Origin of the sequence: Nocardioides sp. (genome assembly GCF_035503875.1) — a bacterium.
Taxonomy (GTDB): Bacteria; Actinomycetota; Actinomycetes; order Propionibacteriales; family Nocardioidaceae; genus Nocardioides.
This window is the reverse complement of sequence record NZ_DATJTA010000022.1, coordinates 94,487-114,013: the sequence shown is the minus strand read 5'-3', so window position 1 is coordinate 114,013 and position 19,527 is coordinate 94,487. Positions and strand designations below refer to the sequence as shown.

Below are 19,527 nucleotides of genomic sequence, written 5' to 3'. Positions count from 1 at the left end.
TGGAGGACGCCGCACGGGTCCGTCCGATGAGTGCCGAGAACCGGTTCGCGCCACTGCGACCGTGACTAAGGTGGGAACATGCTTGCGCCGAAGGCCCTCGTGGTGGAGGACGCCGAGGAGTTCGTGCGGCTGAACCGACGGATCCTGGAGCAGGAGGGGTTCGAGGTCCACGTCGCGACGTCCGGCGAGCGCGGGCTGCGGGTGGCCCGGGAGCAGGACTTCGAGCTGGTCCTCGTCGACGTGGCGCTGCCCGGCATGGACGGCTTCGACTTCTGTCGCGAGCTGCGCACCTTCAGCGACGCGTACGTCCTGATGGTCACCGGGCGCAGCGCCGAGGTCGAGAAGATCGTCGGGTTCCGCGTCGGCGCCGACGACTACGTCACCAAGCCCTACTCGCCGGTGGAGCTGTCCGCACGGATCGCCGCGATGCGACGCCGGCCCCGGCAGCCGAAGGCCGCCAACGGTGCCAATTTCGGTCGCCTCGAGCTCAACGCCGATGCTCGTGAGGTCACCGTCGACGGCGACCCGGTCGCGATGACCCGCATCGAGTTCGACCTGCTGCACGTCCTCAGCGGGGCGCCGAGACGGGTGTTCTCCCGCGTCCAGCTCCTGGAGACGGTCTGGGGCCACGCCCAGGGCGACGCCCACGTGGTCGACGTCCACATCGGGAACCTGCGGCGCAAGCTGCGCCAGGCGCTCGCGCAGGAGGACCCGATCCGGACGGTGCGCGGTGTCGGCTACAAGTTCGACCCCGGCACCTGAGGCCAGCTCTGCGAGGGTGATCGCCCCCTAGGGGGTGCGCGGGTCGCGGGCCAGCGCGCTGGCCAGCCAGCGACGCCACTCGCGGGCGGCCGAACGCGCCTCCCGGCGGACGTCCTCCACGGATCCGCGGCCGTGCTCGACCTGCTCGGCCGCGGTCGCCAGCGCGCCGGCGCCGAGCAGCAGCGCCCCCGACTTCAGGGTGTGCGCCGCCAGCCGCTGAGGCCCGTCGTCCGCGCCGGGAGCGGTGTCCAGCTCCCCCAGCCGGCCCGGCAGCAGGTCGAGGTAGCCCCGGACGATCTCGACGACCGCCTCGTGGTCCCCCAGCTCGTCCGCCAGGCGCTCGAGCACCGCGCGGTCGACAGCTTCCATGCTCCGAGCCTAAGAGGTGGGACCGACGCCGAGGCACCAAAGCCCTCAGAACTTGTTGGAAAACTGATCTTTACTTGTCAGTCCCTTGGGATACCTCCCTGACCCTGGGCCGATGCCGATCTGCCGCCGGTTCTCCGCGACACGGCCCCCGGGCTTCGCGGACGCGCCGACCTCGGGCAGGGTGTTCCCCGTGGCCTGGGGTGGGACGACGATCGACGCCGCCGGTGCGCCGGTGCGCTGCTCCCACCCGTCGAGGAGCTCCGAGCTCGGATGATGCGACTGATCCGCGAGGAAGGTCCTCGCGCCGTGGCCCTGGGCGTGCTCGGCCTGCTGATGCTCGGGGTGAGCGTCGCGGTCGCCGTCGACATGGTCCGGAGCTCGCGCGACATGGGGCAGCGCATCGAGCAGACCGAGGCGCTGCTGGACGCCGATCCCCGGGTGCTGGGGCAGGTCCAGCGTCAGCTGCTCCGGCTGGAGCTCCTGCTCCGCGAGGACCGGCGCGGCGACGACGGTGAGAGCCAGGACGCCAAGGAGATCCGGGTGATCACCCGGTCGGTGACCGACCTGGCCCACGAGGTCGCCCTGCCCGAGCAGCGCCCCCTCCTCGGCTCGGAGGTCCAGCTCGAGCTCGCGCGCGAGAACGAGCAGTCGTGGCTCGACCAGATCCGGCCCCAGGTCCGGGAGGCGCTCGGGACCGGTGCCCGGGCCCGCGACGTCCGGCTGGCCGCGATCCAGGGGATCGGCCGTCTCGAGGACTCCTACAACCAGCTCAGCGCGACCAGCGAGGTCGCCCGCCGGGAGCGGGTGGACGCGACCGACGAGACGACGGCCGAGATGCTCTGGGACATCCGCCGGATGCTGGTGCTGCTGAGCATCCTGTTCGTCGCGGGGACGACGTTCTCGGTCGTGGGCGCCGTGCTGCTCGTCCGGACCAACCGGCACCGGCTCGCCGCGCTGCGACACCTGGAGGACCTCAACGAGGAGCTCACCTTCTACTCGCGCGTCGTCCAGGCGACCGACAGTGCCCTCATGGCGACCGACGAGTCCGGGCACCTCACCTGGGTCAACGAGGCGTTCGAGCGCACCACGGGCTACCGCCTGGACGAGATCCGTGGGCGGCGTACGGCGGACTTCCTCAGCGGTGAGACGACCAGCCAGGAGGTGCTGCGCCAGATCGAGGAGGCGGGCGCCAAGGGCCTGCCGATCCGGGCCGAGCTGGCCCAGTACACCGCCACCGGCAAGGAGTTCTGGGTCTCCCTCGACCTGGCGCCCCTGCACAGCGACACCGGGGAGCTGGAGGGCTTCTTCGGTGTCCTCACCGACATCACCGAGCGGCACGAGGCCGAGGAGCTGCTCGACCAGGCCCGCAAGGCCGCCGAGGCCTCGGCCCAGGAGAAGGCCGGCTTCCTGGCGACGATGAGCCACGAGATCCGCACGCCGCTGAACGCCGTGCTCGGCCTCACCGACCTGCTGCTGCTCACCGAGCTCGACGACGAGCAGCGCGACTACACCGAGACCGCCCACCAGAGCGGCAACCACCTGCTCGCCCTGGTCAACGACGTCCTCGACTACTCGGCGCTCGAGGCGGGCCGCCTGGAGTACGCCGACGTGCCGTTCTCGATGGCGCAGCTGCTCGACGAGACGCTCACGATGTTCGTCGCCAACGCCGAGGCCAAGGGCATCGAGCTGCGGCTGCGCCAGTCCCCGGACGTGCCGGCCGCCCTGCTCGGCGACTCGATGCGGATGCGCCAGGTGCTGGTCAACGTCGTCGGCAACGCGATGAAGTTCACCGAGCAGGGCTCGGTGAGCGTCGACTGCGACCTCGTCGGGTCGCCGTGGGGGCACCGGGTGGAGATCGTGCTGCGGGTCAGCGACACCGGGATCGGCATCCCGCGCTGGCGGATCCCCGACCTGTTCCGCTCGTTCGTGCGCGGCGACGCCTCCAGCACCCGGCAGTACGGCGGCACGGGCCTGGGCCTGGCGATCTCGCGCCGCCTGGTCGAGGCGATGGGCGGCACCATCGACCTGGAGTCCGAGGTCGGCGTCGGCACCACCGTCACCATCCGGATGGTCTACGACCGGGTCGCCGAGCAGCCGCCGCCGGTGCCCCGTCCGGCCCAGGCGATCCTCGACCACTCCGAGCGACGGGTGCTGGTCGCGGAGGACGACGTCGTCAACCAGAAGGTCGTCGTCCGGATGCTCGGCCGCCTCGGGATCGAGCCGACCGTGGTCGAGAACGGCCGGGAGGCGGTCGAGGCGGTGCGCACCGGCGCGTTCGACACCGTGCTGATGGACGTCGAGATGCCGGTCATGGACGGTCTGCGCGCCGTCCGGCTGATCCGCGACACCGACCTGCAGGTGCAGCCGTGGATCGTGGCGCTCACCGCGAACGCGCTCTCCGGTGACCGGGACCGCTTCCTGTCCGCGGGGATGGACGACTACGTCAGCAAGCCGGTCACCCTCGACGCCCTCACCGCCGCGCTCGACCGGTCCCGGTCGGGGCACGCTCCCGACTGAGACGGGCGGGGTGTGGAATGGGGCCATGCCGCTGATCGAGTTCGAGGGCCGCCGCCCCACGGTCCACCCCGACGCCTGGGTCGCCCCCACCGCCACGCTGATCGGCGACGTGACCGTCGAGCAGGGCGCCAGCGTCTGGTACGGCGTGGTCCTGCGCGCCGACGTCTGCACCATCGTGATCCGCGAGGGCAGCAACATCCAGGACAACTCGGTGCTGCACGCCGGCCCCGGCGAGACCCTCGTGGTCGGCCCGAACGCCACCGTCGCCCACTCCTGCGTCGTGCACTGCAGCTCGGTCGGGGAGCAGGCGCTGATCGGCAACGGGTCGGTCCTGCTCGACGGAGCGAGCGTCGGCGACCGCACGCTGGTGGCGGCCGGCTCGCTGGTCACCCCCGGAGCCCAGATCCCCGGGGGCGTCGTCGCCGCGGGCTCGCCGGCCTCGGTGCGCAAGCCGATCGACGGCACCTCCTCGCAGATGTGGGTCGAGACGAACGCGGCCTACTACCGCGAGCTCGCCGACCGGCACCGCACGGGTGCCCGCTCGGTGGGCCTGGAGCAGGCGGGCGACGCGGGGGTTGAGCAAGGATGAGTCCATGACGTCCTGGTTCGCCTCGCCCGCAGACGCCGTCGACCGCCTGGCGGCGGTCGGCTACCTCGCCGACAGCGCCACGGCCACGACCGCCTTCCTGTCCGGGGCGCTGGAGAAGCCGCTGCTGGTGGAGGGTCCTGCCGGGGTCGGCAAGACCGAGCTCGCCAAGGCGATCGCCCGCGCGAGCGGCGCCGACCTGGTCCGGCTGCAGTGCTACGAGGGGCTCGACGAGGCCCGCGCGCTGTACGAGTGGAACTACAAGAAGCAGCTGCTGCGGATCCAGGCCTCGCAGGGCAGCGACCAGTCGTGGGACGAGACCCACGACGACATCTTCACCGACGAGTTCCTGCTCACCCGGCCGCTGCTGACCGCGATCCGCCGCGAGGAGCCGACGGTGCTGCTCATCGACGAGGTCGACAAGACCGACGTCGAGGTCGAGGGCCTGCTGCTCGAGGTGCTCTCGGACTTCCAGGTCACCATCCCCGAGCTCGGCACGGTCAGCGCCGTACGCCGCCCGTTCGTCCTGCTGACCTCCAACGCCACCCGCGAGCTGTCCGAGGCGGTCAAGCGCCGGTGCCTCTTCCTGCACCTGGACTACCCCGACGCCGAGCGCGAGCGCGAGATCGTCTCCTCCCAGGTGCCCGGCCTGGAGGACCGGCTCGCCGAGCAGCTCGTCGCCACGGTCGGGCGGCTGCGTGGACTGGAACTGAAGAAGGCGCCGTCGATCGCCGAGTCGGTCGACTGGGCGCGCACGCTGGTGGCGCTGGAGATCCGCGAGCTCGACGACAAGGCCGTCGACGACACGCTCGGGGTGGTGCTCAAGCACGCCTCCGACACCGAGCGCGCGATCCGCGAGCTGCGGCTGCGCAAGTGACCGGCTCCGGGCTCCTCGAGCGCCACATCGCCTTCCTCGAGGCGCTGCGGGCGGCCGGGCTGCCCGTCTCGCTCGCCGAGGACCTCGACGCGATCGCCGCGCTGCAGGCGCTCCCCTGGGACCAGCGCGCCACGCTCCGGGAGGGGTACGCCGCCACGCTGGTCAAGAAGCCGTCCTTCCGGCCGACCTTCGACACCCTCTTCGACGTCTACTTCCCCCGGATGATCGGCGACGGCGTCGCGCGGCTGGCGGATGCCGAGGACGGGCCGGACGCCGGGCCGGTGCTCGACAACGCCGGGGCGCTGGCCGCCTTCCGCGACGACCTCGTGGACGGGCTGGTCGAGGGCGACCAGCAGGCGCTGCTGGACCTCGCTGCGGAGATGGTCGCGCGGTTCGGCGCGATGCCGGGCCGGGGGCCGGGCCTGTCCTCGTGGTCGGCGTACACCGCGCTGCAGCGGGTCTCGCCGCAGGAGCTCGTCGACCGGATCGCCCAGGCGCTGGTCGGCGAGGGGCGGCTGGAGGACGCCCGGGTCGAGGCGCGCCGGCGCGTCGGCGCGCTCACCGGCCTCGTCGAGGCCGACGCGCGTCGCCGGATCGCGGAGGAGAAGGGTCCCGACCACGTCGCGAACGTCGCCGTCCGCCCGACCATCGACCGGCTCGACTTCCTGCAGGCGCGGCGTACCGACCTGGAGGAGATGCGTCGCGAGATCTACCCGCTCGCCCGCCGGCTGGCGACCCGGCTGACCCAGGAGCACCACGCGCGGCGCCGCGGACCGCTCGACTTCCGCCGGACCGTCCGTGCCTCCGTCTCCACCGGCGGCGTCCCGCTCACCACCCACCACAAGCCGAAGCGCCCGCACCGCACCGAGCTGGTGGTGCTCTGCGACGTCAGCGGCTCGGTCGCCAACTTCGCGCAGTTCACGCTGCTGCTGGTCTTCGCGCTGCGCGACCAGTTCCAGAAGGTGCGCGCCTTCACGTTCATCGACCACGTCCACGAGGTCACCCACCACTTCCGGCCGGGCGCCGACGTGGCCGAGGTGATGGCCGACCTGGCCGCGAGCACCTCGCACGCCGCGCTCTGGGGGCGCACCAACTACGGCCGCGCGTTCACCAAGTTCGCCGAGGAGCACGCCGACGCGCTCGGCCCGAAGTCGTCCCTGCTCGTGCTCGGCGACGCGCGCTCCAACTACAGCGACCTCCAGCTCGCGACGCTGAAGGAGCTGGTGGCCACGACCCGCCACGCCTGGTGGCTCAACCCCGAGCACCGCCGGCACTGGGACACCGGCGACTCCGCCGCCCGCGCCTACGGCCAGATCGTGCCGATGGCCGAGTGCCGCAACCTGACCCAGCTCGGGGAGTTCGTGCACGACATCCTGTGAGCGCCCGGGACGTCATTCGTCTCGGCTGCCGGGGCGACCACGTCGGATGACGTCGCGCCGGGCGTCAGGTCCGCGGGCCGCCGAACACCGGAGCGATCCGGTCCAGGGCCTCCTCGATGTCCGCACGCGGGCCGGCGAAGCTCATCCGCACGAAGCGGCTCCCGTCGCGGGTGTCGAAGTCGATGCCCGGGGCCATCGCGACGCCGGTCCGGGCGAGCAGGTCGCGGCTGAAGACCATCGAGTCGTCGGTCAGGTGGCCGATGTCGGCGTACACGTAGAACGCGCCGTCGGCCGGCGCGAGCCGGCTCACCCCGAGCCGGGCCAGGCCGTCGAGGAGCAGGCGGCGGTTGCCGGCGTACCGCTGCACGTGCCCGTCGAGCTCGGCGTACGACTCGTCGGCGAAGGCGGCGAGGCAGGCCCGCTGGGCGATCACCGGCGGGCAGATCGTGAAGTTGCCGGTGAGCACGTCGACCGCGCGCCGCAGCCGGTCGGGCACGAGCATCCAGCCGATCCGCCAGCCGGTCATCGAGAAGTACTTCGAGAACGACGAGAAGACGACCGCCTCGCGGCTGGTCTCCCACGCGCTGCGCGCCAGTGCCTCGTGGCCGTCGAGCGGGGCGTACTCGATGCCGTGGTAGATCTCGTCGCTGATCAGCTGGATCCCGTGCTCCTCGCAGTACGACGCCAGCGCGGCCAGCTCGCTCGGCAGCAGCATGGTGCCGGTGGGGTTGGCCGGGCTCGCGACGACGAGTCCGCGGATGTCCGGGCCGAGCGCCGCGACCTGCTCGACCGTCGGCTGGAAGCGGGTCTCCGGACCGGTCGCGATCTCGACCACCTCGCAGCCCAGCGCGGTCAGCACGTTGCGGTAGCAGGGGTAGCCGGGCCGGGCCATCGCGACCTTGTCGCCGACCTCGAAGGCGGCCAGGAAGGCCAGCAGGAAGCCGCCGCTGCTCCCGGTCGTCACGACCACCTGATCGGGGTCGACGGCGACGCCGTGCGTCCGCGCGTGGTGCCCCGCGATCGCCTCGCGCAGCTCCAGGATCCCCGCGGCGGGCGTGTAGCCCAGCGGGTCGCCGCTGCCCAGCAGCCGCACCGCCTCGGCGTTCACCGGCGCCGGTGCGCCGGTGCTGGGCTGGCCGGCCAGCAGGTTGAGCAGGTCGCCGTGGGTCCGCTGCCGCTCCGCGCTGGCCGCCAGCAGGTCCATGACGTGGAACGGCGGGACGTTGGCGCGGCTGGCGACGGCGAGACGGTCGGTCACCCGACCGACTGTAGGGGGACGGCCGTCGACGCTCGTCGGGGAGAACGTGAGGAGAACGCCGTGGCCGGATCCGGACAACTTTCGACACACCAACGAAACGTTTCATATGGTGGCCGTCACAGTGTGGTCAGCGTCGCTCGGGCGACGTGTGAAACGAAGGAAATGTGCCCGGGTGAAATCCCTCCGCAGATCGCTAGCCGCCGCTCTCTCGGCGACCCTCCTGACCGCCGGGCTGGCGGTCGCCGCCGCACCGGCGGCCCTCGCCGAACCAGGGGGCCAGGCCGCTGCGGCGGTCGGGTCGGAGCCACGCGGGCTCCGGGTCAACGGGCTGGCCGAGCCGGCCGACCTCGGCGACCTGACCCACCCGGACTTCTCCTGGCAGGTCGGTGCGGGTCTGCAGTCGGCGTACCAGATCGTGCTGGCCAGCAGTCCCGAGCTGGCCGAGGCCGGCACCGGGGACGTCTGGGACTCCGGGCAGGTCACCTCGGCCGAGCAGCTCAACATCGCGTACGGCGGCGCCGCGCCTCTCGACGCGAGCAAGCGGTACTTCTGGAAGGTCCGCACCTGGGACGGCGAGGTCGCGTCACCCTGGTCGGAGACCGCCTGGTTCGGCACGGCGCCCGGCGCCGACTGGGAGAACAGCAAGCCGATCTGGACCAGCGCCGCGATCCCCGGCGTGGACGCCACGCCGTGGCGCGACTACACGCTGAGCGCGCGGATCCTGATCACGCAGACCGCCCTCGGCCTCCGCTTCCGCGCCGACGGCAACAACTCCTACATGTGGCAGTTCCGGGGCGCTGACAACCGCCTGGTGCCCCACACCCAGCTCAACGGCCAGTTCGCCACGCTGGGCACCGCGGTGAACCTCCCCGCCGGGACCCTCGCGCTGAACACCTGGGCGAACATCCGCATCACGGTCGCCGGGTCGACGATCACCACCTTCATCAACGACCAGCAGGTCGACCAGCGCACCCACACCAACGCGGCGCTCACGGCCGGCACCGTCGGCGTCCGCACCGGCAACAGCGAGGCCGGCCAGGTCGACGACCTGAGCGTCGTCGAGGCCGGCACCGGCCGGGTGCTGGCCCAGAGCGACTTCTCCGGCGCCAACCCGTTCCCGTGCGGCACCGTCACCGGCGGTGCGCTGAACGTGCCGAACGCCGCGCTCTGCGCGATCCCGAACCCCGCCACGGCGTCTGCCCCCTGGGCCTTCCTGCGCACCGAGGTCGACCTCGAGGACAAGGAGATCGCCTGGGCGACCTTGTCGGCCACCGGCTCGGAGTTCCGCACCCACAGCCAGTACGTCTACAAGGCCTACCTCAACGGCGAGTTCGTCGGCCTCGGCCCGACCAACCGGATCCGCAACGAGGCCCGGTACGACGGCTTCGACGTCACACACCTGCTGCGTCGCGGCGAGACGAACTCGGTCGCCGCCCTGGCCTACGCGAACGCGTCCAGCCAGCGGTTCCAGGCGCAGCTGCACGTCGCCTACACCGACGGCAGCAAGCAGGTCGTCGGCACGGATGAGACCTGGAAGGCGATGAACGGCGCGCGGGCCTTCCCCGACGCCGGGTCGATCGGCACGAGCTTCTACAACGCCCCGCGCGAGAACCTCGACGCGCGCCAGTTCCCGTTCGGCTTCGAGAGCCCCGGCTTCGACGACGCCGCCTGGGCGGCGGCGGTCCCCAAGGCGGCGATCGCCGACCTGCAGCCCACCCCGACCGACAAGGTCGAGCAGCAGCTGCACGACCCGGTCAAGATCGTCGACAAGGGCAACGGCAACTACTTCGTCGACTTCGGCCGCACCTGGGTCGGCGGTGTCCAGTGGGACATCGGCCAGGGCGTCGAGGGCCAGCCGGTCGAGCTCCGATTCGGGGAGATCACCTCGGCCCCCGAGACCGTCCGCTACGCCCTCCACACCACCAACAACTTCCGCGACATCGTCACGCTGAAGGCCGGTCAGCAGCGGCTCGAGACCTGGGGCATGCGGGTCTTCCGCTACCTGGAGATCGTGGGCGCTCCCGAGCCGGTGACGACGGAGAACCTGAAGGCCCTGGCCCTGGTCTACCCGTTCGACCGGGAGACCGCGTCGTTCTCCTCCTCGGACGAGAACCTCAACCAGGTCTACCAGCTCTCGAAGAACACGATCGAGTCGCTGAACGTCAACTTCTACACCGACTCCTGGACCCGCGAGCGGATCAACTACGAGGCCGACGGCTACCTCCAGCAGCTCTCCACCCTCTACCTCATGGAGGACCTGTCGCTGGGTCGCTACTCCATGAACTACTTCGAGAACAACCGCACCTGGCCGACCGAGTGGCCGATCTACGTCGTGCTGTCGGTCTACGACGCCTGGCGCCAGACCGGCAACACCGAGCAGGTCGCGAGCTACTACGACAACCTGAAGGTGAAGCTGCGTCCGGACTGGCTCGAGGCCTCGACGGGTCTGGTCCGCAAGACCACCCGCGCCGACGGCTGCAACTCGCAGACCGACTGCGACATCGTCGACTGGCCGACCAGCCAGCGTGACGGCTACCAGTTCCGGCAGTACAACACCGTCGTCAACTCCCTGTACTACCGCGCCGCCCGCGACATGGCGGCGATGGCCGAGATCCTCGGCCGGGACGCCGACGCGACGGCGTACACCGAGCAGGCCGACCGCCTGCGGGAGCAGATCAACGCGCGCCTCTACGACGCGGAGAACGGTCGCTACGACGACGGCATGGGTCCGGACGGCGTGAAGACCGGGCACTACTCGGTCCACGCGAGCGCCTTCGCGCTCGCCTTCGGCGTCCCCGAGGACGACCAGGTCGCCCGGGTCGCCGAGTTCGTCGAGTCCCGCGGGATGGCCTGCAGCGTCTACTGCGCCGCCTTCCTGGTGAAGGGCCTGTACGACGGCGGCAACGGCCAGGCCGCGCTCGACGCGATGACCGACGAGGGCACCAGCAGCTGGATGAACATGATCCGGCTCGGCGCCGGCTCCACGATGGAGGCCTGGGACCCGTCCCAGAAGAGCAACCTGACGTTCTCGCACCCCTGGGCCGCGTCCCCGGCGTTCAACGTGCCGTCCGGTCTGTTCGGCATCCAGCCGCTCACCAACGGGTACGGCACGTTCCAGGTCAAGCCGCAGGCCGGTGACCTGGCCGAGGCCGAGATCAAGGTGCCGACCGTCCGTGGCCAGATCGCCGCGGCGTTCCAGCACGACGCCCGCGGTCGCATGGAGCTCGCGGTGACCGTGCCGGGCAACACCACCGCCACGGTGCAGGTGCCGCTGCCGGGCTCGGTGCGCCCGGAGTACGTCCCGAGCCACCCCGAGTCCGCCGAGTACGTCGGCCGCTCGGAGCTGCCGGGCGGCACCTACGCCACCTTCGAGGTCGGTCCCGGCGAGTGGACCTTCGGTCCCCGGGCCGCGGACGACCTGGGCGCCTTCCAGGACGTCCTCGACGAGCTGCTGAACCTGGGTGACCGGGTGGACGCACACCTCCTCGCGGGTGACCTCGAGGCCGGCGAGGCGACTGAGCTGGACGAGCGGATCGACGCGATCGAGACCCTGATCCGGTCGGCGTCGGCGGCGCACACCGCCGCCGACGGCGCCACCGCCCGCGCGGACCTCGGCGACGCGCTCGACGGGCTGCGCGACCTGCGCGGCTCGCTCGACGAGCTGGTCGGGTCCACCGCGGTCGTCGAGGACCTCGCGCCGCGTGCGGCCGAGATCGAGACGGCCATGGTCGACCTCGCCTACGAGATCCGCGGGCTCACCGTGGCCCTGACCGCGATCGAGGGCTCGGCGTCCCGGGGGCAGCAGCTCACCGGAACGGTGCGCCTGGCCAACGGCGGCGACGCCGCGGTCGGCCCGTTCACCGCGGGCTTCTCGGTCGCCGACTGGGCCGTCGACAGCGACGACACCACGCCGGCCGCGCTGGCGGCCGGGGCGACGTCCGACCTGACGTTCACCACCCGCGTGCCCGAGGGGCAGGGTTCCGGCCCGGTCCCGGCCGAGGTGACGCTGAGCTTCACCGAGGGCGGCACGACGTACCCGGTGGTGCTGACGCGGCCGTGGGTCACGGTCGACTCCGAGGTGAGCCTCAGCGACGTCGGCGCCACCCACCCGGTGGACGGCTCGCTCGAGGTCGCCGAGATCGTGGCGACGGTCGAGAACGACGGCGACGTCCCGGCGACCGGTCGGCTGCAGGCCGAGCTCCCGGACGGGTGGCGCCAGGCGGCGCCCGCCGTACGGACCGTCCCCGCGGGCGGCGAGCTCACCCAGCGGCTCCGGGTCTTCGTCCCGGTCGGCTATGTCGGTGGCGACGTCCACGACCTCCGGGTCGCGTTCGTCGCGGGCGACCAGAGGCTGGCCGGTGCGACCACCCCGCTGACGCTGTCCCTGGGCGTGCCCGAGGCGGCCTCGGTGGTCGACCACGTCGACTTCGGTGACAACGCCTCGGAGACCGCGCACGGGATCGAGGCCGCTCCCAACAGCGGCATCAGCGTCGAGGCGGGTCTGACCCGTCGCTACGCGCACTCGCACCACCCTGGTTCCTGGTTCTCCGCCGAGGTGGCGGCGACCCCGGGCGAGCCGCTCGTGCTGCAGGTCCGCGAGACCTTCAACACCGCGGTGACCAAGAAGTACAACGTGTACGTCGACGACGTGCTGGTCGACCACCGGATCCTGTCCGGCGGCGGTGCGGCGAAGATGTACCGCTTCCTGGTCGACGACCCGGAGGTCCTGGACCACGACGGCACGGTGCGGGTGAAGTTCGAGTACCCGCTCACCGACGTCACCGGGTTCTTCGACCCGTCGGTCGCCGACCTGTGGGTCACCTCGGGCGCCGACAAGACCGCTCCCGCGGTCACGGTCGGCCTGGAGCCGGTCACGCCGGGCGAGAACGGCTGGAGCCGGGGACCGGTCACCGCGACGGTCACGGCCGCCGACGACCGGGACGACGCCCCGGCCGTCGAGGTCGACAGCGGCGAGGGCTGGGCGGCGTACGACGCCCCGGTGGTCTTCACCGAGGACGGCGTGCACACGCTGCGGCACCGGGCCACGGACGCGGCGGGCAACGCCTCGGACGAGGGCTCGACCACGGTCCGCATCGACACGATCGCCCCGGTGACGACGCTGGCCGCGACCGCAGCCGGCCACGAGACCCGGCAGCTGACGATCGCGGCGTCCGACGCGGGCAGCGGGGTCGCGACGACCCGCTACCGCGTCGACGAGGGCGAGTGGCAGCAACTCGGCGAGACCGCTCCGGTGATCACCGGAGCCGGCGACCACGTCGTCGAGCTCGAGAGCACCGACGTCGCCGGCAACGTCGAGGAGGTCCGGTCCCAGACCGTCTCCATCGACGCCGAGTACGCCGGGGGCGAGCTCACGGCGAGCGTCTCCAACGCCGGCGACGACGACTGGCACGGCCGGGGCGCTGCCCTGGCGCTGTCGGCGACGGGTGAGCCGGACGCGATCGAGTACCGGCTGAACGGCGACGAGTGGAAGGTCTGGACCGAGGCGGTCGAGCTCCCGGCCGGCACGGTCGTGATCGACTACCGGGCCGTCGACCGCGGCGCCTACTCCGACGTCGAGTCCGTGACGGTGTACGTCGACCTCGGAGCGCCGACCAGCGCGCTGACCTGGCAGGGACGCACGTTCACCCTGACCGGCGACGACGAGGGCGGCTCGGAGCTGCGGGGCCTGGAGTACCGCGTCGACGAGGGCGAGTGGACGACGTACGTCGCCCCGGTCACCCTCGACGGCGCCGCGCACACCGTGACCCACCGGGCCACGGACCGCGCCGGGAACGTCGGCGAGGAGACCACGGCCACCCTCGACGCCGTCCCGACCGGCCCGGCCGCGGCACCGCAGTCGACGACCGCACCGGTGATCACCGGGACGACGCGGATCGGCCAGCGCCTGCGGACGACCACGGGTGCGTGGGACGTCGCCGGGGTGCGCACCTCGGTGCAGTGGACGCGCAACGGCGCACCGATCCGCGGCGCGACGGCCACGACGTACGTGCTGCCCCGGGCCGACCTCGGCGCCCGGATCGGCGTGCTCGTCACCGCCACCAAGGCGGGCCACGCCACCGGCACCGCCCAGGTGGTCCGGCCGCAGCGCGTCGCCAAGGCGACCTCGCGGCTCCGGGTCACCCGCCCGGCGCGGGTCCGTCGCGGCGCGGTCGTGCGCCTCACCGTCCGGGTGGCCGTCAGCGGCCTCACCGCCGACGGTCAGGTGCGGGTCCTGGACGGTCGGAAGCGGGTCGGCACCGCGCGCGTGAGCAAGGGCCGGGCCGTCGTCCGGTTCCGCGCCACCCGCCCGGGCACCCGGACCCTCCGCGTCCAGTACCTCGGCAACGGCTCGATCAAGGGCGCGACGGTGCGGACCAAGGTCCGCGTCCGCTGACCTCGCCACGCGCGTAGGAAGGACCAGCAGGGGTCCCCGGTCTCACGGACCGGGGACCCCTGCCCCGTCTCCCCGCCGAGCAGGCAGAACTTCCCCGCCGAGCAGGCAGAACTTCCCCGCCGAGTCGGCAGAAGTTGCGCGCCGAGTCGGCGCTCAGTGCCGGTTCGCGGCGTGCCGTCCGGCCCTTCGTCCGAAGAACGACCCCTCGCCGAGCTGGGTGCCGGAGCAGTAGCCCTTGCCGTCCTGGGCGAGGTTCGAGGCGCAGGCGCCCGCGGCGTACAGGCCGGGTACGACGGAGCCGTCGGGGCGCTGGACCTCGCCGTCGACGGTGACGCGCATGCCGCCGAGGGTGAAGCCGGCGTAGATCGCCTGACCCAGCCGCAGGTCGAAGACCGCCCACGGGCCGGTGGTCTGCGGGGAGAGCCACTCCGCGCCCTTGTGGAAGTCGGGGTCCTCGCCGCGGGCGGCGTACTCGTTGTAGCGCTCCATCGTCTTGGCGACCGAGCCCGCGGGCAGCGACAGCGCGTCCTCGAGCTCCTCGATCGTCTCGTAGCCGTCGATCAGCGGCACCAGCGGGAACTTGGGGTACTCGACGTGCTCGCTGTCGACGATGAGGTACGCCGTCGAGTCGGTCTGCTCCATGACGAACTGCGACGTGCGCGAGTGGTAGCTGTCCTCGGCCACGAACCGTTCGCCCTCGGCGTTCACCAGGATCCCGGTGATCAGCGCGGACGGCGGGTAGATCGGGGCGGTGATGAACGGCTCGTCCATGTGCTTGAGCTGCGCGCCGACCGACGCACCGAGCCGGATGCCCAGGCCGTCGTCGTACGTCGAGCCCAGCGTGAAGGGCTTCTCGGCCAGCCGCGGGGTGTGCTCGGCGACCATGTCGGGGTTCATCACGAAGCCGCCGGCGGCGATGATCACCGACGGGGTTCGGACGACGCCGTGCTCCTCGAAGGACCGCCACGCGACGCCGACCACGGCGCCCTCGTCGACGACGAGGTTGCTGGCGCCGGTCTCGTAGCGGACCTCGACACCCGCTTCCTCGATCCGGTCGCGGAGCAGGTCCATCACCATCCTGGTGCCCTCGGTGTCACCCGGCACCGGCACCTTGTGACCGCGCGGCGCGGGCCGGGCGGCGTCCTTGAACGGCCAGACCTTCTCGTTGCCGGTGTACATCAGCCCCTCGGTGCCGGGTTGGATCACCGCCTTCTCGGGGTAGTACGACCGCTCGAACTCGAAGCCGAGCGCCTCCAGCCAGTCGCAGTGCTCGACGGACCCCTCGCAGTACGCGCGGATCTTGTCGTGCTCGGGCTCCTTGGAGACCGCGACGAGGTACTTGTACATCTCCTCGACCGAGTCCTCCTGGCCGGTCGCGCGCTGCACGACCGTCCCGCCGCCGAGGTAGAAGTGCCCGCCGGACATGCTCGACGTGCCGCCGTGGACCGCGGCGCGCTCCAGGAGCAGCACCCGGGCGCCGGCCCGGGCGGCCTCCAGGGCGGCGCAGCCGCCGGCGATGCCGAAGCCCACCACGACCACGTCGTACGACGGCGAGTCGTCGGCCAGGGCCGAGGCGGGGAGGACGTCGGGAAGCGCGGTGCCCTTGCTCATGCGGCCAAAGGTAGAACAAGTTTCAGTTTCGTGCGATCCTCCCGGGATGGCGAGCCTCGCACTCATCGACGTCGACGGCACCGAGCACGACCTCCGCGCCGAGGGGCGGTACGTCGACGCGGCCGACCTGGCCGCCGCCACGGGCTGGGTCCACAAGCCGGTCGGCCTGTGCCGCGGCGACGTCTGCGTCCCGCTCCTCGGCCGGGTCGTGACCGGTCCCGGCGACGACTCCCGCATCGACCTGCGCGCCTGGGCGGAGGCGCTCGGGCTGCTCCTCGCGCACGACCCGGACGAGGGCGTCGCCGCGCTCGCGCCGTCGGCGGCCGCGCGGCACCAGCAGCTCGGCGACGGCCGGGCGCCGAGCCTCGCGCTGCGCGACGTCGACGGGAACCCGGTCTCGTTCGACGACCAGTCCGGCCACAAGCGGGTGCTGGTGACGTGGGCGAGCTGGTGCGGCTGCCGCCACGAGCTCGTCGCCTGGCAGCAGCTGCAGGACGAGCTGGCCGACACCGGCCTGCGGATCTTCTCCGTCGCGCTCGACGCCGATCCCGAGGACAGCCGCCCGTGGATCGAGGCGGCGTCCCCGTCGTACCCCGTCGCGGTGGACACGGCCCATGTGACCGCGGAGCGGTACGGCATCACCAACGTCCCGTCGGTCGTCTGGGTGGACGAGCAGGACCGGATCGTGAAGCCGCCGACGATCGCGCCCGGCGACGACCAGTTCGTGGACTACACCCAGATCCGCTCGGACCAGCACCACGAGCTGCTGCGGGCCTGGGCGCGCGACGGCGCCCTGCCGGCCAGTGCAGCGGGTGACCTGCCCGAGCGCACCGACGACGAGCAGCTGGCCCTCGCCGAGCGGCGGGTGGCGGCGTACCTCCAGCGACGGGGGCGTGTCGACGCCGCGAAGGCACATCTGGCGACCGCCCAGGAGCTCGCGCCCTGGGACTGGACCGTGCGACGGGGCGGGATCAAGATGACCGGCGGTGACCCCTTCCTCGGGGAGGAGTTCACCTCGTTCTGGGAGACCTGGGACGCGTCCGGGAGGCCCGGCTACACCCCGACGACCTGAGGGGCGGTCGGGGGCCTCGGCACCGATAGACTCAACCCTCACGTGCCGCCGACCCCCGAGGTGAGATGACGTTCGACGCCCACCAGCTGGACGTGTTCCTCCTGGTCGGTTCGGCCGTCACCCTCCTGGCCATCCTCGCCGTGCGCGCGTCGACGCGCGCCGGCCTCCCGAGCCTCCTGGTCTACCTGCTCATGGGCGTGCTGCTCGGCGAGTCCGGGCTCGGCATCCACTTCGAGGACGCCGAGCTCGCGCACGCGCTGGGCTTCGGCGCGCTGGTGCTCATCCTGGCCGAAGGCGGCATCACCACGAACTGGCGCGAGATCCGGCCGTCGATGCGGCTCGGGGTGGTGCTCGCGACCGTCGGGATCGCCATCTCGGTGGGCATCGTCGCGCTGGGCGCGCACTACCTGCTCGGCATGAGCTGGCAGCTCGCGATCCTGCTCGGCGCCGCCACCTCGGCGACGGACGCCGCCGCGGTGTTCTCGGTGCTGCGCGCGGTCCCGCTCCCGCGTCGGCTGACCGGCGTACTGGAAGCCGAGTCCGGCCTCAACGACGCGCCGGTCGTGGTGCTGGTCGTGCTGGTCTCCTCGGGCGCCGCCGTCGAGGACGGGCCGCTGCTGATGCTGGCGCTCATCCTCTTCGAGCTCGTGGTCGGCGTGCTGATCGGTCTGGCCGTCGGCGCGGGCGGCGCCTGGCTGATGCGGCACGCCGCGCTGCCGTCATCCGGCCTCTACCCGATCGCCGTGCTCTGCCTGACCGTCCTCGCGTACGGCGCCGGCGCCGCCGTGCACGCCTCCGGGTTCGCCGCCGTGTACGTCGCCGCGCTGGTCCTCGGCAACTCCGACCTGCCGCACCGGGCCGCGACCCGCTCGTTCTCGGAGGGCGTCGCGTGGATCGCGCAGATCGGGCTGTTCGTGATGCTCGGCCTGCTGCTCAGCCCGTCCCGGCTGACCTGGGAGATCGTCGGGATCGCGCTCGTGGCGGGGCTGATCCTCACGTTCGTGGCCCGGCCGATCTCGGTGTTCGTGAGCGCGATCGCCCAGCCGATGCCCTGGCGCGAGCTGGGCTTCATCTCCTGGGCCGGCCTGCGCGGCGCGGTGCCGATCGTCTTCACGATCATCCCGCTCGCCGACGGCGTGGACGGCGCCGAGCGTCTCTTCGACATCGTCTTCGTGATGGTCGTGGTCTACACCCTGGTGACCGGCCCGACCCTGCCGCTCGTGGCGCGGGTGCTCCGGGTCGCCCGTCGCTCCGAGCCGCGGGAGCTGGAGCTGGAGGCCGCGCCGCTGGAACGGGTGGCCGCGGACCTGCTCCAGGTGACGATCAGTCCGGCGTCGCAGCTGCACGGCGTCGAGGTGGGCGAGCTGCGGCTCCCGGCCGGTGCCTCGGTGTCGATGATCGTCCGCGACGACCAGACGCTGGTGCCGGAGCGGCGTACCGTCCTGCGGCGCGGCGACGACCTGCTCGTCGTCACGCCCCGCAAGCTGCGGTGGCAGACCGAGGAGCGGCTGCGCCAGGTCAGTCTCGGCGGCCGGCTCGCCCAGTGGCTCCCCGACGAGGGCAAGCCGTAGGTACTACCCCGCGAGCTCGGGCGGCGGCGGGCTGCAGATGGTGGCGTCGGTCTTGACCGCGAGCTTGGACCGGCCCTCCGCCAGGGACTTGAACCGGTCGCCGACCACCACGACGACGCCCGTGGCGGTGGTCGCCGCGGGCGCGTCCTTCACGGTGACGCCCCGGCCGAGCCAGGACCGCACGAGCCGGACGGCAGGGCTCTCCGGGTCGTCGGTCCAGATCTCGGCCTTCTCGACGCCCGAGCGTCGCGGCGCGTTGCCGCGGTCGCCGGCGACGAAGCCCTGCTCGACCAGCTGCTTCATGGTGTTGCTCGCGAGCCCCTCGCGGTTGCCCGCGTTCAGGACGCTGACGAGGACCTGGTCCGGGTAGAGCACGTCGCCCTCCGCCAGCTCGAGGTCGGTGCAGGAGGAGTCGAGCTCGACGGTCCCGGGCAGCGGTGCGGTCGTGGCCGACCAGCCCCAGGCCAGGCCGGCGACGAGCAGCGCCGCGAGGACCCCGAGGGTCGTCGCGGTACGGGCGGTGGGGGAGAGGGGCGGCATGCGTCAGGCTCCGACCGGGTGGACGCGCGCGTGCAGGACGTTGCGCTGCTGGAGGGCGGCGCGCAGCGCACGGTGCAGGCCGTCCTCGAGGTAGTACTCCCCGCGCCACTCGACGACGTGGGCGAACAGGTCGCCGTAGAAGGTGGAGTCCTCGTCGAGCAGGGCGGCCAGCTGGAGGGTGTCCTTGGTGGTGACCAGCTCGTCGAGCCGCACCTGTCGTGGCGGCACCGCGGCCCAGGCCCGGGACGACAGCCCGTGGTCGGGATACGGGCGCCCGTCACCGATGCGCTTGAAGATCACGCGCCCGAGTCTAACGAGGGCCGTGCAGCCCGGCCCTCCGGCTGCGGGACCGGTCCGGTGCCAGGCTCAGGCCGACCAGCGCAACGAGTCGGAGACCAGGTCGGCGAGCGCGTTGACGCCGTACAGGTCGTCGCGCTCGTCCATCAGCTTGGCCAGGGCCTGCGAGTGCCGGGTGCGCAGGTCGTTGCGGTGGGCGCTGACGCGGGCGAGCTCGACGTCGACGCCGGCGTCGGTCGCGGTGGGGTTCTCCATCTCGGCCTCCAGGTGCGGTTGGGTGTGGATCGTTCCCAG

14 protein-coding genes are annotated in these 19,527 nt (G+C 72.3%); 8 read left to right on the top strand and 6 right to left on the bottom strand.

Annotated elements, in window-relative coordinates:
- The first annotated feature begins 78 nt into the window (after positions 1 to 78).
- Complete coding sequence (locus VMF51_RS06105; protein WP_325473519.1) at positions 79 to 762, top strand: response regulator transcription factor; 684 nt, start codon at positions 79 to 81, stop codon at positions 760 to 762.
- Between the two features lie 27 nt (positions 763 to 789).
- On the opposite strand, the gene VMF51_RS06100 is transcribed toward VMF51_RS06105, so the two are convergent.
- Positions 790 to 1,131 (bottom strand): Hpt domain-containing protein, encoded by a 342-nt coding sequence (locus VMF51_RS06100; RefSeq protein ID WP_325473518.1) that lies wholly within the window; start codon positions 1,129 to 1,131, stop codon positions 790 to 792.
- Positions 1,132 to 1,401: 270 nt separating this feature from the next.
- On the opposite strand from VMF51_RS06100, the gene VMF51_RS06095 reads away from it, so the two are divergent.
- From VMF51_RS06095 to VMF51_RS06080, 4 genes are read left to right on the top strand one after another with little or no spacing between them, the layout of a single operon-like run.
- Positions 1,402 to 3,648: a hybrid sensor histidine kinase/response regulator gene (locus VMF51_RS06095; RefSeq protein WP_325473517.1), complete on the top strand. Its 2,247-nt coding sequence runs from the start codon at positions 1,402 to 1,404 to the stop codon at positions 3,646 to 3,648.
- A gap of 25 nt (positions 3,649 to 3,673) precedes the next feature.
- Positions 3,674 to 4,237, top strand: coding sequence for a gamma carbonic anhydrase family protein (locus VMF51_RS06090; protein ID WP_325473516.1), 564 nt, complete (start codon positions 3,674 to 3,676; stop codon positions 4,235 to 4,237).
- Between the two features lie 4 nt (positions 4,238 to 4,241).
- Positions 4,242 to 5,111: a MoxR family ATPase gene (locus tag VMF51_RS06085; RefSeq protein ID WP_325473515.1), complete on the top strand. Its 870-nt coding sequence runs from the start codon at positions 4,242 to 4,244 to the stop codon at positions 5,109 to 5,111.
- Positions 5,108 to 6,490 carry a vWA domain-containing protein gene (locus tag VMF51_RS06080; protein WP_325473514.1) on the top strand — a complete coding sequence of 461 codons (1,383 nt, stop codon included), beginning with the start codon at positions 5,108 to 5,110 and terminating at the stop codon, positions 6,488 to 6,490. The genes VMF51_RS06085 and VMF51_RS06080 overlap by 4 nt, the downstream gene beginning before the upstream one ends.
- 64 nt (positions 6,491 to 6,554) lie before the next feature.
- On the opposite strand, the gene VMF51_RS06075 is transcribed toward VMF51_RS06080, so the two are convergent.
- Positions 6,555 to 7,748 (bottom strand): pyridoxal phosphate-dependent aminotransferase, encoded by a 1,194-nt coding sequence (locus VMF51_RS06075; RefSeq protein WP_325473513.1) that lies wholly within the window; start codon positions 7,746 to 7,748, stop codon positions 6,555 to 6,557.
- Positions 7,749 to 7,920: 172 nt separating this feature from the next.
- Between VMF51_RS06075 and VMF51_RS06070 the strand changes: the two genes are divergently transcribed.
- Complete coding sequence (locus tag VMF51_RS06070; protein ID WP_325473512.1) at positions 7,921 to 14,142, top strand: family 78 glycoside hydrolase catalytic domain; 6,222 nt, start codon at positions 7,921 to 7,923, stop codon at positions 14,140 to 14,142.
- Positions 14,143 to 14,295: 153 nt separating this feature from the next.
- Here VMF51_RS06070 and VMF51_RS06065 read toward each other — a convergent pair whose 3' ends face one another.
- Complete coding sequence (locus VMF51_RS06065) at positions 14,296 to 15,753, bottom strand: FAD-binding protein (protein ID WP_325473511.1); 1,458 nt, start codon at positions 15,751 to 15,753, stop codon at positions 14,296 to 14,298.
- A 46-nt stretch (positions 15,754 to 15,799) separates the two neighbouring features.
- On the opposite strand from VMF51_RS06065, the gene VMF51_RS06060 reads away from it, so the two are divergent.
- Entirely contained in the window at positions 15,800 to 16,825 is a 1,026-nt protein-coding gene (locus tag VMF51_RS06060) for a TlpA disulfide reductase family protein (RefSeq protein ID WP_325473510.1), read from the top strand.
- A gap of 65 nt (positions 16,826 to 16,890) precedes the next feature.
- A complete protein-coding gene (locus VMF51_RS06055; RefSeq protein ID WP_325473509.1) occupies positions 16,891 to 18,396 on the top strand; it encodes a potassium/proton antiporter in 1,506 nt (501 codons plus the stop codon).
- A gap of 3 nt (positions 18,397 to 18,399) precedes the next feature.
- Here the strand turns inward: VMF51_RS06055 and VMF51_RS06050 are convergent, their stop codons facing one another.
- From VMF51_RS06050 to VMF51_RS06040, 3 genes are all read right to left on the bottom strand, one after another.
- A complete protein-coding gene (locus VMF51_RS06050) occupies positions 18,400 to 18,936 on the bottom strand; it encodes a LytR C-terminal domain-containing protein (RefSeq protein WP_325473508.1) in 537 nt (178 codons plus the stop codon).
- A 3-nt stretch (positions 18,937 to 18,939) separates the two neighbouring features.
- Positions 18,940 to 19,236: a type II toxin-antitoxin system VapB family antitoxin gene (locus VMF51_RS06045; protein WP_325473507.1), complete on the bottom strand. Its 297-nt coding sequence runs from the start codon at positions 19,234 to 19,236 to the stop codon at positions 18,940 to 18,942.
- Between the two features lie 66 nt (positions 19,237 to 19,302).
- Positions 19,303 to 19,488: a hypothetical protein gene (locus VMF51_RS06040; RefSeq protein WP_325473506.1), complete on the bottom strand. Its 186-nt coding sequence runs from the start codon at positions 19,486 to 19,488 to the stop codon at positions 19,303 to 19,305.
- Positions 19,489 to 19,527 lie beyond the last annotated feature (39 nt).

Coding starts and splice junctions, on each gene's coding strand:
- VMF51_RS06105 (WP_325473519.1), top strand. CDS start 79: ATGCTTGCGCCGAAGGCCCTCGTGGTGGAGGACGCCGAGGAGTTCGTG.
- VMF51_RS06095 (WP_325473517.1), top strand. CDS start 1,402: ATGATGCGACTGATCCGCGAGGAAGGTCCTCGCGCCGTGGCCCTGGGC.
- VMF51_RS06050 (WP_325473508.1), bottom strand. CDS start 18,936: ATGCCGCCCCTCTCCCCCACCGCCCGTACCGCGACGACCCTCGGGGTC.
- VMF51_RS06060 (WP_325473510.1), top strand. CDS start 15,800: ATGGCGAGCCTCGCACTCATCGACGTCGACGGCACCGAGCACGACCTC.
- VMF51_RS06065 (WP_325473511.1), bottom strand. CDS start 15,753: ATGAGCAAGGGCACCGCGCTTCCCGACGTCCTCCCCGCCTCGGCCCTG.
- VMF51_RS06040 (WP_325473506.1), bottom strand. CDS start 19,488: ATGGAGAACCCCACCGCGACCGACGCCGGCGTCGACGTCGAGCTCGCC.
- VMF51_RS06085 (WP_325473515.1), top strand. CDS start 4,242: ATGACGTCCTGGTTCGCCTCGCCCGCAGACGCCGTCGACCGCCTGGCG.
- VMF51_RS06055 (WP_325473509.1), top strand. CDS start 16,891: ATGACGTTCGACGCCCACCAGCTGGACGTGTTCCTCCTGGTCGGTTCG.
- VMF51_RS06100 (WP_325473518.1), bottom strand. CDS start 1,131: ATGGAAGCTGTCGACCGCGCGGTGCTCGAGCGCCTGGCGGACGAGCTG.
- VMF51_RS06090 (WP_325473516.1), top strand. CDS start 3,674: ATGCCGCTGATCGAGTTCGAGGGCCGCCGCCCCACGGTCCACCCCGAC.